At 65.1% G+C, this 12,846-nt stretch carries 14 protein-coding genes; 8 read left to right on the top strand and 6 right to left on the bottom strand.

The window, feature by feature from the left end:
• Positions 1–44: 44 nt before the first annotated feature.
• The 3 genes from gshB to rsmI form a co-directional block, all read right to left on the bottom strand.
• Positions 45–992, bottom strand: a complete 948-nt coding sequence (gene gshB, locus PQ455_RS07995) for a glutathione synthase (protein ID WP_273690735.1) — start codon at positions 990–992, stop codon at positions 45–47.
• A gap of 99 nt (positions 993–1,091) precedes the next feature.
• Positions 1,092–1,445 carry a YraN family protein gene (locus PQ455_RS07990; RefSeq protein WP_273690733.1) on the bottom strand — a complete coding sequence of 118 codons (354 nt, stop codon included), beginning with the start codon at positions 1,443–1,445 and terminating at the stop codon, positions 1,092–1,094.
• Positions 1,442–2,290, bottom strand: coding sequence for a 16S rRNA (cytidine(1402)-2'-O)-methyltransferase (gene rsmI / locus PQ455_RS07985; RefSeq protein ID WP_273690730.1), 849 nt, complete (start codon positions 2,288–2,290; stop codon positions 1,442–1,444). The genes PQ455_RS07990 and rsmI overlap by 4 nt, the downstream gene beginning before the upstream one ends.
• Positions 2,291–2,300: 10 nt before the next feature.
• On the opposite strand from rsmI, the gene PQ455_RS07980 reads away from it, so the two are divergent.
• Both PQ455_RS07980 and PQ455_RS07975 read left to right on the top strand, forming a co-directional pair.
• Positions 2,301–3,473 carry a penicillin-binding protein activator gene (locus PQ455_RS07980; RefSeq protein ID WP_273690728.1) on the top strand — a complete coding sequence of 391 codons (1,173 nt, stop codon included), beginning with the start codon at positions 2,301–2,303 and terminating at the stop codon, positions 3,471–3,473.
• A complete protein-coding gene (locus PQ455_RS07975; protein ID WP_273690727.1) occupies positions 3,470–3,763 on the top strand; it encodes a chorismate mutase in 294 nt (97 codons plus the stop codon). The genes PQ455_RS07980 and PQ455_RS07975 overlap by 4 nt, the downstream gene beginning before the upstream one ends.
• A gap of 130 nt (positions 3,764–3,893) precedes the next feature.
• Here PQ455_RS07975 and hemW read toward each other — a convergent pair whose 3' ends face one another.
• Positions 3,894–5,045 carry a radical SAM family heme chaperone HemW gene (gene hemW / locus PQ455_RS07970; protein WP_420542862.1) on the bottom strand — a complete coding sequence of 384 codons (1,152 nt, stop codon included), beginning with the start codon at positions 5,043–5,045 and terminating at the stop codon, positions 3,894–3,896.
• A gap of 501 nt (positions 5,046–5,546) precedes the next feature.
• Between hemW and PQ455_RS07965 the strand changes: the two genes are divergently transcribed.
• Both PQ455_RS07965 and PQ455_RS07960 read left to right on the top strand, forming a co-directional pair.
• Entirely contained in the window at positions 5,547–7,436 is a 1,890-nt protein-coding gene (locus PQ455_RS07965; protein ID WP_420542861.1) for a ribonucleoside-diphosphate reductase subunit alpha, read from the top strand.
• A gap of 34 nt (positions 7,437–7,470) precedes the next feature.
• Complete coding sequence (locus PQ455_RS07960) at positions 7,471–7,635, top strand: hypothetical protein (RefSeq protein WP_273690721.1); 165 nt, start codon at positions 7,471–7,473, stop codon at positions 7,633–7,635.
• Positions 7,636–7,812: 177 nt separating this feature from the next.
• On the opposite strand, the gene PQ455_RS07955 is transcribed toward PQ455_RS07960, so the two are convergent.
• Positions 7,813–8,064: a DUF2171 domain-containing protein gene (locus PQ455_RS07955; protein ID WP_273690719.1), complete on the bottom strand. Its 252-nt coding sequence runs from the start codon at positions 8,062–8,064 to the stop codon at positions 7,813–7,815.
• Between the two features lie 68 nt (positions 8,065–8,132).
• Between PQ455_RS07955 and PQ455_RS07950 the strand changes: the two genes are divergently transcribed.
• From PQ455_RS07950 to PQ455_RS07935, 4 genes are all read left to right on the top strand, one after another.
• Positions 8,133–8,348: a hypothetical protein gene (locus PQ455_RS07950; RefSeq protein WP_273690717.1), complete on the top strand. Its 216-nt coding sequence runs from the start codon at positions 8,133–8,135 to the stop codon at positions 8,346–8,348.
• Between the two features lie 188 nt (positions 8,349–8,536).
• A complete protein-coding gene (locus PQ455_RS07945; protein ID WP_273690716.1) occupies positions 8,537–9,592 on the top strand; it encodes a ribonucleotide-diphosphate reductase subunit beta in 1,056 nt (351 codons plus the stop codon).
• Between the two features lie 285 nt (positions 9,593–9,877).
• Positions 9,878–10,285, top strand: coding sequence for a hypothetical protein (locus PQ455_RS07940; protein ID WP_273690715.1), 408 nt, complete (start codon positions 9,878–9,880; stop codon positions 10,283–10,285).
• Positions 10,286–10,438: 153 nt separating this feature from the next.
• A protein-coding gene (locus PQ455_RS07935; protein ID WP_273686543.1) for an IS3 family transposase occupies positions 10,439–11,559 on the top strand; the annotation gives its coding sequence in 2 pieces (ribosomal slippage) (positions 10,439–10,688 and positions 10,688–11,559; 1,122 coding nt in all).
• Positions 11,560–11,655: 96 nt separating this feature from the next.
• Here the strand turns inward: PQ455_RS07935 and PQ455_RS07930 are convergent.
• Entirely contained in the window at positions 11,656–12,585 is a 930-nt protein-coding gene (locus PQ455_RS07930) for a LysR family transcriptional regulator (protein WP_273690714.1), read from the bottom strand.
• Positions 12,586–12,846 lie beyond the last annotated feature (261 nt).

Genomic DNA, 12,846 nt, shown 5'->3' with positions numbered 1-12,846 from the left:
CCTAGATGATTTCAATGGGCGGGATTGGGGGCGGCTGAGCCAAGTCACCCCCGCGCCTTCGCCTCGATCGTCTCCACGATCAGCCCGGCGGTATCCGTCCCGTTGAACTTGTCGATCGCCACGATCCCCGTCGGCGAGGTCACGTTGATTTCGGTCAGATATCCCGCGATCACGTCGATCCCCACGAACAGCAGCCCGCGCTTGGCCAGCTCGGGCCCAAGAGCCGCGCAGATCTCCTGCTCGCGCGGGGTCAGGTCGGTGGCGTCGGCGCGGCCGCCGGCGGCCAGGTTGGATCGGATTTCGCCGGCCTTGGGCAGGCGGTTGATCGCGCCGGCCGGCTTGCCGTCGATCAGCACGATGCGCTTGTCGCCCTTCGACACGTCGGGCAGGAACGCCTGCACCATGAAGGGTTCGCGCCACACCTGGCCGAACAATTCGGTCAGCGCCGCCAGATTGGCGTCCGCCCGCCCGACATGGAACACCGCCGATCCCGCATTGCCGTACAGCGGCTTCACCACCACCTCGCCATGCTCGGCATGGAAGGCGCGGGTTTCCTCCAGATGGCGGGTGATGATCGTCGGCGGCATGAACTGCGCGTAATCCAGCACGAACAGTTTCTCGGGCGCGTTGCGCACGGCGGCGGGGTCGTTCACCACCAAAGTCTCGTGCTGGATGCGCTCCAGCAGGTGGGTCGCGGTGATATAGGCCAGGTCGAACGGCGGATCCTGCCGCATCAGCACGACATCCACGTCGGCGCCCAGATCGAGCGTTTCCCACCCCCCGAAATCGACATGGTCGCCCGCGATCCGCCGCACCGTCACCGCGCGCGCCGGCGCCTTCAGTCGCCCGTCGCGATAGGTGAGGTCGCCCGCCGCATAATGCCACAGCTGGTGCCCGCGCGCCTGCGCGGCGAGCATGATCGCGAAGGTGGAATCGCCCGCGATGTTGATCGTCTCGAGCGGATCCATCTGAACCGCGATCTTCAGGGCCATTCCGATACTCCCGATGAGGTGTGCGGGAGATAGGGAGGCGGGGGCTTCATGTCACCCTCGTCACGATCTTAATGATCCTCCCCTTGGAGGGGAGGATCCTCACCCATGCCACACATTCTCCAGATGGCGCGGCCGGCACCCCGGCGCGAGCAGGATCACGTCGATGCGGATATCGTCCGCCGGTCCGGCGTAGCGATGCGCCACCGCCTCGGCGGCCGCCGCGACCCGCTTCATCCGGCGGTGATCGATCGCGAAATCCAGTTCGGCATCGGTCGCGCGCGATTTCACCTCGACGAAGGCGACGAGGGCGCCGCGCTTGGCGATCAGGTCGATCTCGCCCACCGGCGTCCGCACGCGCCGGTCGAGGATGCGGAAGCCTTTCAGCCGCAACCACCAGCCCGCCGCCCGCTCGGCGGTACGGCCCCGGCGTTCGGCGGCGGCCCGATCCCTCACGCCTTGTCCTTCAACGCCAGCGCCTTGGCGTACAGGTCGGCCCGCTGGAGGCCGGTCGCCTGCGCCACCTCCTTGGCGGCCTTGGCGGCGGGCAGGCGGGTCAGCGCCTCGGCCAAGAGGGTATCGGCATCCAGATCGGCCGGCTTCACCTCGCCCGGCGGGCCGACGACGATCACGATCTCGCCCTTCGGCCCCGCCTCGGCATAGCGCGCCGCCAGCGTCTCCAGCGTGCCCGTCACGCATTCCTCATAAGCCTTGCTGATCTCGCGCGCGACACCCGCCTCGCGCTCGCCCAAGCCTGCCGCCAGCGCCGCCAGGGTCGCGCCCAGACGCGGTCCGCTCTCGTACAGGATCAATGTCGCGCGGATCGCCGCCACCTCGGCGATCGCTTCCGCCCGCGCCTTCTCCTTCGGCGGCAGGAAGCCCAGGAAGAAGAAGCGGTCGGTCGGCAACCCCGCCAATGTCAGCGCCGCGATCGCCGCGCAGGGGCCGGGGATCGTCACCACCACATGCCCCGCCGCCCGCGCGTCGCGCACCAGCTTGAAGCCCGGATCGGAGATCAGCGGCGTTCCCGCGTCCGACACCAAGGCCACTGCCTCATGCGCCATCCGCTCGATCAGCCCCGGCCGCACCCGATCGGCATTATGATCGTGATAGGGCAGCATCGGCCGCCTGGCGCCGATATGGTGCATCAGCTTGGCGGTGACCCGGCTGTCCTCCACCGCGATGGCGTCGGCGCGCGAAAGAATGTCGGCGGCGCGCGGCGAGAGATCGCCGAGATTGCCGATCGGGGTCGCGACGATATAGAGGCCGGGCGACAATTTCTCAGGTGAAGGCGAGGACATGGAACACGTCATGGCAGAGCGCGGGCTTCCGCGCCAATCGATCGCGTGGCCGAAGCGTCTCGCCGTCGCCGGTTTGACCCTGCTGCTGGCGGCCTGCTCCACGGTGGTGCCGCGCGGTGCGCCGCCCGCCACGACCGCGCCGATCGCCAAGCCCACCGCGCCGCAGGGCAATCTGCCGCAGGATGCCGCGCGCAACCGGGTGGCGCTGCTGGTTCCGCTCACCGGCCCCAATGCGGCGGTCGGCCAGTCGATCGCCGATGCCGCGATGCTTGCCGTCGCCGATACCGGCGGCAAGGGCGTGCGGGTGACCACCTACGACACCGGCGGCGGCGCGCTCGCGGCGGCGCAGCGCGCGCTGATCGAGGGCAATCGCCTGTTCCTGGGGCCGCTTCTGGCCGACGACGTGCGCGCCATCGCCTCGGCCGCGCGCGGGGCCGGCGTGCCGGTCATCGCTTTCTCCAACGATGCCAGCATCGCCGGCGACGGCGTCTATGTGCTGGGGCTTTCCCCGGCCCAGTCGATCAACCGCGTCGTGCGCTACGCCAAGTCGCGCGGCCTGACCCGCTTCGCCGGGCTGGTGCCGGCCGGCCTCTACGGCCGCAACGCGCAGGGCATCCTCATCAGGGCGGCGGAGGAGGCCGGCGGCAGCGTCGTCTCGCTCCAGACCTACGATCGCTCGGTCAAGTCGCTCGCCACGGCGGTGGCCGGCATCAAGGGCGACTATGACGCGGTGCTGATCGCCGACGTCGGCCGCATCGCCATCCAGGCCGCCCCGCTCGTCCGCAAGGCCAACCCGAGTGCGCAACTGCTCGGCCCCGATCTGTGGAGCACCGATCGCACGATCAACGCCTCGCCCGCACTGGCCGGCGCCTGGTATGCCAGCTTCTCGGACGGCCTGTACGATCAGCTCGCCGCCAAATTCCGCGCCCGCTACGGCCGCGCGCCCTATCGCCTCGCCAGCCTCGGCTATGATTCGGTGCTGCTGACGGTGCGGGTGGCGAGCGACTGGAAGGTGGGCGATCGCTTCCCGGTCGGCAAGCTCACTGACGCGGGCGGCTTTTCGGGCATCGACGGCGCCTTCCGCTTCGGCCGCGACGGCATCGCCGAGCGCGCGCTGGAAGTGCACGAAGTGGGGCAGGGCGCCCGCACCGTCTCCCCCGCCTCGCGGAGCTTCGCCGAATGATCGCGCCGGCCGATTGCCGCACGATGGTCGACGTCCGCGCCGGCGTCGACGCGCTCGACGCCGAAATCGTGGCGCTGCTGGCGACCCGCTTCGGTTACATGGACGCCGCCGCCCGCATCAAGGGCGAGCGCGGCCAAGTCCGCGACGAACCCCGCAAGGCGCAGGTGATCGCCAACGCCTGCGCGGTCGCGGAGCGGGTGGGTGCGCCGGTCGCGGTGATCGGCGCGCTGTGGGAACAGCTGGTCGAAGCCTCGATCGACTATGAAATGGTCAAGTTCGACGCGAAATAATTCCTCCCCGGCACGGGGAGGGGGACCATCGCAAAGCGATGGTGGAGGGGGCTATCCCCGAAGCGCAGCGCAAATGGAGAGCCCCCTCCGTCAGCCCTGACGGGCCGCCACCTCCCCGTACCGGAGAGGGTCAGGCGATGACCACCTCGGCCAAGATCCGGTCCAGCAACAGCATACCCGCCGGCGTAACCGTCAGCACTTCGCCCTGCCGGCCGATCAACCCATGTCCCGCCAGCCGCGCCACCGCGCCCGGATCGACGATGGCATCCACCGCCAGCCCCGTCTCCCGCGCGACCCGTGCCAGATCGACACCCTCGCCCAGCCGCAGCCCCATCAGCATCGCCTCGGTCGCGCGGGTGCGGGGGGCGAGGTCTTCCTCGCTCTCGATCCCGTGGCCGTTGGCATCCACGCGCGACAGCCAGTTTTCCGGCTTCCTGCGCCGCACGCTCGCCTGGCCCAGCCGCCGCCCGTGCGCCCCCGGCCCGATGCCGAGATAGTCGCGATACCGCCAGTAAGCGAGATTGTGGCAACTCTGTTCGGCGGGCCGGGCGTGGTTGGAGATTTCGTAGCGCGGCAAGCCGGCCGCCGCCGTCATCTCCGCCGTCATCTCGAACAGGGTGGCGGCCTCGTCGGGATCGACCTCGGGCAGTTCCCCCTTCGCCGCCAGCGCCGCGAAGCGTGTGCCCGGCTCGATCGTCAGCTGGTAGAGCGACAGATGCCCCGTGCCGAAGCCCAGCGCGCGGGCCAGTTCGGCGCGCCAGTCCGCCTCGCTCTGGCCGGGCCGGGCATAGATCAGGTCGAAATTCACCCGCCCGAAATGGCGCTGCGCCGTTTCCAGCGCGCCCAGCCCCTCGGCCACGTCATGCGCCCGGCCCAGGAACGCCAGCGCCCGATCGTCGAGTGCCTGCAACCCCAGCGACACGCGATTGACCCCCGCCGCCGCCAGATCGGCGAACCGCGCCGCCTCCACCGAGGAGGGATTGGCCTCCAGCGTGATCTCGATACCGGGCGTCACCCGCCAATATCCGGCGGCGGCGTCGATCAGCGCGGCGGCGGTGGCCGGCTCCATCAGCGAGGGCGTTCCCCCGCCGAAGAAGATCGACCCCAGGGTCCGCCCCGGCGTCAGCGCCGCCTCATGCGCCAGATCCGCCAGCAACGCCCGCCGCCACCGATCCTGATCCACCGACTCCCGCACATGGCTGTTGAAGTCGCAATAGGGGCATTTGGAGACGCAGAACGGCCAGTGGATGTAGAGCGCGAGGGGCGTTTCGCTGCGGGGCATGTCGGTCATGATATTGCGGATTCGCATGAGGGGTGGCGGGTAGGCCCCGGCAGATCTCTCGCCCCTGCGCCGATGTTGATCTCATGTCGATATCCTCTGCCTGCAAGGAGAAGCTGGTCGAGCCATCTTCTGCTGTGATGGGTTTGGCATGCCGGGCCGCAACTGCTTGGCAGGCCCATGAAAAGCCGTCGTCAATCCCGCAAATCTGGCGTGTGGTCGAATTTTCGGCTTGTGTCGGTTGGGGGGCGATGACACTATCACTGGTGTCGCCGCCAGGGGGCTGCACACCAGATTGAGTTTCGCGAGACCATTCCCATATGGGGGTGGCGGGCCGGTTCGGCATATCATGCCGGGGCGTGCGATGTTTCGCGGATGTTCGCTGCCGGCCCCCGGGTGTAGTCTCGGGGGAGCGCCCCCGAGTCGAACGGATCGAGAACGGTGGGGGCAGGCACGATGGACCTTTCAAGGGATAGTGAAGTGAGCGCGACCGACGTTGAATCGCTGTTTGAGACGATCGCCCCGGCTTCGGCGACCAAATCCGCCGCCGAGGCGAGCCCCGCCGAGGCGCGGGCGTCCGATCAGCCCTCCGCCCCCGCGCGCAAGCTCTATTCCGTCGAGGTCGATCACAGCCGCGACGCGCTCCTCACCGATTTCGGCAAGGAGACGCTGAAGGACCGCTATCTGCTGCCCGGCGAGAGCTTCCAGGATCTCTTCGTCCGCGTCGCATCGGCCTATGCCGACGATGCCGCCCACGCCCAGCGCCTGTACGATTATATCTCGCGCCTCTGGTTCATGCCCTCCACGCCCGTCCTGTCGAACGGCGGCACCGGGCGCGGCCTGCCGATTTCCTGCTACCTCAATTCGGTGCCCGACAGCCTGAACGGCATCGTCGACACCTGGAACGAGAATGTGTGGCTGGCCTCGCGCGGCGGCGGCATCGGCACCTATTGGGGCAATGTGCGCGGCATCGGCGAGCCGGTCGGCCTGAACGGCAAGACCAGCGGCATCATCCCCTTCGTCCGCGTGATGGATTCGCTGACCCTCGCGATTTCGCAGGGCTCGCTGCGGCGCGGATCGGCGGCGGTCTATCTCGACGTGTGCCACCCGGAGATCGAGGAGTTCCTCGAAATTCGCAAGACGAGTGGAGACTTCAACCGCAAGGCGCTCAACCTGCACCACGGCGTGCTCATCACCGACGAATTCATGGAGGCCGTGCGCGACGGCACCGATTTCGAGCTGAAGAGCCCCAAGGACGGCTCCAAGCGCGGCTCGGTCAACGCCCGCGCCCTGTTCCAGAAGCTGGTCGAGGTGCGCCTCGCCACCGGCGAGCCCTATCTGGTGTTCGCCGATACGGTGAACCGCGCCATGCCCAAGTTCCAGCGCGACGTGGGGCTGAAGGTCTCCACCTCCAACCTCTGCTCGGAAATCACGCTGCCGACGGGCCGCGACCAGTTCGGCAAGGAGCGCACCGCCGTCTGCTGCCTGTCCTCGCTCAACCTCGAGATGTGGGATGCGTGGAACGGCGACAAGCAGTTCATCGAGGACGTGATGCGCTTCCTCGACAATGTGCTGACCGATTATATCGAGCGGTCCGAGCCCGGCATGGAGCGCGCCAAGTACAGCGCCGGCCGCGAGCGGTCGGTCGGCCTCGGCGTGATGGGCTTCCACAGCTTCCTCCAGGCGCGCGGCCTGCCGATGGAAGGCGCCATGGCCAAGAGCTGGAACATGCGCATCTTCAAGCACATCTCGGCGCAGGCCGACGAAGCCTCGATGCAGCTCGCGATCGAGCGGGGCCCGTGCCCCGACGCCGCCGATCAGGGCGTGATGCAGCGTTTCTCGTGCAAGATGGCGATCGCGCCGACCGCGTCGATCAGCATCATCTGCGGCGGCACCTCGGCCTGCATCGAGCCGATCCCGGCCAACATCTACACGCACAAGACGCTGTCGGGCAGCTTCTCGATCCGCAATCCCTATCTGGAAAAGCTGCTGGCGGCGAAGTCCAAGAATTCGGATGCGGTGTGGAACACGATCCTCGAAAAGGGCGGCTCGGTCCAGCACCTCGATTTCCTGAGCCAGGACGAGAAGGATTGCTACAAGACCAGCTTCGAGATCGACCAGCGCTGGCTGATCGAGCTTCAGGCCGATCGCACGCCCTACATCGATCAGTCTTCGTCGCTGAACCTGTTCATCCCGGCCGACGTGGACAAGTGGGATCTGCTGATGCTCCACTTCCGCGCGTGGGAATTGGGCATCAAGTCGCTCTACTACCTCCGCTCCAAATCGATCCAGCGCGCGGGCTTCGCCGGCGGGGTCGAGACGGACAACACGATCGACCTGCGCAAGATCGACGTGGAAAGCACCGATTACGACGAGTGTCTGGCCTGCCAGTGAGGCACGGGGACAGGCAGGCCGGGGGAGGGGCGGCATGAACCCGCTGCCGATGATCCTCGGCCTGCTGATCCTGTGGGGCCTCGCGCTGGTGATGCTGGTCCGCCCGCGCACCTTCCGCCTCGCCCCCGGTATCACCCGCGCGATCGGCGTGGTCCTGCTGCTGGCGAGCGCAGTGTATCTGGCCGGCGCCCTATCCTGATCCACACCATGCTCCTGCGAAGGCAGGAGCACAGGGTTATCGAAGCGCAGCGCGTGTGGCCCTGGGCTCCTGCCTTCGCAGGAGCACGGCGCGATGTTGGATGAGGCGGCACAAATAAAAACGCGCGCCGGGGACTATCCCGACGCGCGCTCCAGAACCTCGGAAGATCCGCGCGGCTTACGCCTCGCTCTCTTCCTCCTCGAACGTCACCGCATTGGCGCCTGTGGCGGACAGGCGCACCGTATCGCCCTCGATGCTGGCGACCAGCCCGACCGAGATGAAATGGTGGTGGCCTTCGTGGCTGCCTTCGCCGCTGTCCTTCTTGGTCAGCTTGATGCGGTCGCCATCGACCTTGTCGACCGTGCCGACATGCACGCCGTCCGCGCCGATCACTTCGGCATGTTCCTTGATCTGGCTGACATCGACCATGATAGCGTCTCCTGTGCGGGGGAATTCGGGTGTAGAACGCGCCGCGCGTGATATGGTCGCACCCGCCGATGACGCTGCCCCAACTCCTCCTGCTGGCCGTCGCCGCGCTCGCCGCCACGCTGGGCCTGCCGATGCTGACCGCCCCCGCGATCGTGCGCCGCGCCTTCGGCTGGGGGCGCACGCCGCAATCGGTCTATATCCTGCGCATCGCCGGCATGATGCTGACGGCGCTCGGCCTGATCCTAGCGACGTTCACGACATTGTTCTGGTGGGCGACGGGGTAAAAAGCTCCTCCCCGAGCAAGCTCAGGGAGGAACGGCACGTCGCCCACCTTTTCCACAGCGCAATCCTCACCATATGGGGTTTCACGCTCGCACCGGCCCCCAAGATGAGGTAGTTTCCTGTTCTTGGCCGTGGAGGATGTCCGAATCCCCGGTCGCGTCCGCCTTATCGTTTCCATGGAGCTTTCGCGATGCCCCTTCTCCAGGCCTCCCGCACCTACAAGCCGTTCGAATACCCCTGGGCGTTCGAATATTGGAAGCGCCAGCAGCAGCTCCACTGGCTGCCGGAGGAGGTGCCGCTGGGCGAGGATTGCCGCGATTGGGCGCAGAAGCTGACCGATCACGAGCGCAATCTGCTCACCCAGATCTTCCGCTTCTTCACCCAGGCGGACGTCGAGGTGCAGGATTGCTATCACGAGAAATACGGCCGCGTGTTCAAGCCGACCGAAGTGAAGATGATGCTGACCGCGTTCAGCAACATGGAAACGGTCCACATCGCCGCCTACAGCCATCTGCTCGACACGATCGGTATGCCCGAGACCGAATATTCGGCCTTCCTCCAATATAAGGAGATGAAGGACAAGCACGATTACCTCAGCACCTTCGGCGTCGATACCGACGAGGATATCGCCAAGACGCTGGCGATGTTCGGCGGCTTTACCGAGGGGCTCCAGCTCTTCGCCAGCTTCGCCATGCTGATGAACTTCCCGCGCTTCAACAAGATGAAGGGCATGGGCCAGATCGTCACCTGGTCGATCCGCGACGAGACGCTCCATTGCGAGGGCATCATCAAGCTGTTCCACGCCTTCGTGAAGGAGCGGAACTGCATGACCCCGTCGGTGCGCGACGACATCATGGACATGTGCCAGAAAACGGTGCGGATCGAGGATGCCTTCATCGATCTGGTGTTCGAAATGGGGCCGGTCAGCGGCATGACGCCCAAGGACATCAAGAAATACGTCCGCTACATCGCCGATTGGCGGCTCGGCCAGCTCGGCCTGAAGCCCATCTACATGATCGACGAGCACCCGCTGCCCTGGCTCGCGCCGATGCTCAACGGCGTCGAACACGCCAATTTCTTCGAACAGCGCGCCACCGAATATTCCAAGGCCGCCACGCGGGGCAACTGGAACGAAGTATGGGACGCCTTCGACCGCCGCAAGGCCGCCAACACGGCCACGCTGGTCGCGAACGAGGATGTCGCCGAGCGGGATATGTTCGGCCATTCGGGCGTGGCGGCGGAGTGAATATCGTGCCCCTCTCCCGTTCAGGGAGAGGGGAGGGACCCGCCGCCGCAGGCGGTGGGAGGTAAGGGCACGTCGATAGCCCAGGCGGCAATGGCTCTACGCCGCTGCGCCAGGTCGGCCTGCCGGAACGGCTTCTCAGCCTTAGGCTGCGCAGATGTATCTGGCATCCCCCAGCCGGACAGATTCGGCTTCTTCCCGATCGAGCAAAATGACGACCTAGGTCGATATCGTTGGTCAGGCTGGCACGCAACGATACCCTTCAACCTACGAGACAAGTGGGTACATTTGTCGATCACGACCAATAGACCGTCATCCGAGACCTGTCAAAATCATGCGTATATCGGAACGCCGTGGCAGACGTTTAAAGTGCCATTAAAATATATGACTTCGACTCTGGATGACAATCAGAGGCCGAAATCCGTTAATACCGACACAGAGGAATATGAAATAATCGCGCCGGACTATTGGTTTCCTGTGAGGGAAGCAGGGGCAACCGACCCAGGATGTTTGGGCGTGATAGTGGATGCTGGCGACGATCGACCAAGTGCCGCCGAAACCGTGAAACGTTGGCTACAAACGTTAAAATTCTCAAGGGTGACCAAGGCCGACGTTGCGACAATTGGGCAGTTCGATCTACCCGAACCCAATCCACTGCCCGGAAGCAACGCCGGCCGATTTGAATTTGAAGGCTGATGTCGCTGTCAAGTTCAAGTCACGGATGATCTGGCGGAAGAAGCGTAGCAATTGATCTGGTTAGACGTCGATCCGCCCGCGCGTGGCCGGCTGCTGACCTGCTCCCCGGAAATCATGCCATTGGTAGGTTAGCTCGTCAGATGGAGACGAGCGATGCGTCGAGGCCGTTTTACCGAGGACCAGATTATTGGCGTGCTGCGTGAGCACGAGGCGGGCGTGAAGACCGCCGAGCTATGCCGGAAGCATGGCATCAGCGATGCGACGTTCTACAACTGGAAGGCGAAGTACGGCGGCATGACCGTGTCGGAGGCGGCGCGGTTGCGCACGCTCGAGGATGAGAACCGTCGGCTGAAGAAGCTGCTGGCGGAGTCGATGCTGGACGTGTCGGCGCTGAAGGATCTGCTGGGAAAAAACTGACCCGGTCTGTGGATCGCTACGCTGCGGTGGAGAAGCTGATGGCCGACCACGGCTTCTCCGAGCGTCGCGCTTGCAGACTGATCGGGGTCAACCGGTCGGCATGGCAATATGAGCCGCTTCGCGGGAAGGACGACGCTGTGCGCGAACGGATGCGCGAGATCGCCAACGAGCGTCGTCGGTTCGGTTATCGCCGGCTGGCGGTCCTGCTCCGGCGTGAAGGCAAGGGCATGAACCTGAAGAAGATGTACCGGCTGTATCGCGAGGAGCGGCTGACGGTGCGAAAGCGCGGCGGCCGAAAACGAGCGTTGGGCACGCGGGCGCCGATGGCGATTCCGCAGGAACCCAACCAGCGCTGGTCGCTCGACTTCGTGTCGGATGCATTGGCCTGCGGCCGGCGGTTCCGCCTGCTCAATGTCATCGACGACTACAGCCGGGAGTGCCTGGCCTGCATCGTCGATACCTCGCTGTCAGGGCGGCGTGTCGTGCGGGAGCTGACGGCCATCGCCGAGCGTCGTGGGCTGCCATGCATGGTGGTCAGCGACAACGGGACCGAACTGACCAGTCACGCCGTCCTCGCCTGGTGCCAGGACACGGGCGTGGAGTGGCATTACATCGCGCCGGGCAAGCCGCAGCAGAACGGCTTTGTCGAGAGCTTCAATGGTCGCTTGCGCGACGAGTGCCTGAACGAGCACCTGTTCTCCTCGCTGGCTGCGGCGAGACGGATCATCGAGGCATGGCGGACAGACTATAACACCGTGCGTCCGCACAGCAGCCTCGGCGGCATGGCGCCCGCCGAGTTTACCAACCGCCCCCGCCAGGGGCATGAGGACACCGAAGCTAACTTATCAGCGGCATGAAAACGGGGAGCAGGTCACTTCGCTCTCGATTTCCGGCTCATATCGCCGTTCTAGCAACCTGACCGATACGCTGCCGGATTGCTTTGACAGGCCCATTCAAATCATAAGCTCGGTAATGACATTTCGTAACAGGCTGGACATCCAGCTATGCCCCGGATCACTGTTGTTGCGGGTGTGCCAAAAAAGGCGCTCTTCCAGGTCCGGCATGGCGAATGGCACTGGAAGCGTGCGGACATTGTATCGGTCGCCTTTCAACTCAACGAGGAGCGATGGCAGTAAAGTCACCATGTTCGTTTGGCCGATCGCATCGAGTGTCAGCTGAAAATTGGGGAGCCAAGCACACACATGGGGCTGGCGTGGCTGCTGGCGCAGTAATTGTTCGCTGACACCCGCGATCACGCCGGCAAATCGCGTCTCGATATAGGGCATGTCGCAGAACTCGTCGAAACTGATCGCATCGCCGCTGAACCGATGGTCGCGTGAGATGGCGACGACGAAGCGGTCAGTGAAGAGCTTCTCCGACGCCAGAGATTCGCTCAGATTGTCGAAACTCTCGATGATGCGCGCTGAAATGGTGATGGCGAAGTCGATCTGCCCATCGGAGATTCGACGCACCGTGTCATTCGACAGGTCTTCAAACTGGACGCTGATCCTGGGGGCCAATTCCTGAAGCTTGCGGATCAGTGGCGTGGCGAGAATTTCGGCGCAGAATGTCGTCGCGGCGATACGGAATATACGACTGGCTTCGGAAGGTTCGAAGCGCCGCGCCTCTTCATTGAGATCGCGGATCTGGGAGAGGATCAGCTTTGTCGGTTCGGCGAGCATTCGTCCGCGATTTGTAAGCTCCATGTTCCGCCCGACCCGCTCAAGCAGCGGATCGTCGAAGAAATACCGCAGCTTCTGTAGTGCTGCGCTCATGCCGGGCTGCGAGATGTTGATCCGCTCGGCCGCGCGCGTGACATTCTTTTCGGACAGGAGCGCGTCCAGGGCCACAAGCAGATTAAGATCCAGCCCTTGCAGATGCATTCCGATCCCCTTCCCGTGGTGTCGTACGTCAGCGGTCCGGCGATGCCCCGTAGTTCGCGGACGATACGACCTTTCGGAACGATAGGGCAGGGCGGCGCCGATGGGGAGATATGCCGCGCGAATGGCACCTATCCCGACAAATGATTTTTCAATCGGCGCCCGGCACCCGACCATGGCGGAAAGAAAACGAGGAGGGTTTGCATGAGATCGTCTGCCGAATGGGCCGCGGAACCGCTTCTCGCGCGCCGTGCCGCCGTTCGT

Origin of the sequence: Sphingomonas naphthae, assembly GCF_028607085.1 — a bacterium.
Taxonomy (GTDB): Bacteria; Pseudomonadota; Alphaproteobacteria; order Sphingomonadales; family Sphingomonadaceae; genus Sphingomonas_Q; species Sphingomonas_Q naphthae.
This window is presented reverse-complemented; position numbering and strand designations above follow the sequence as displayed.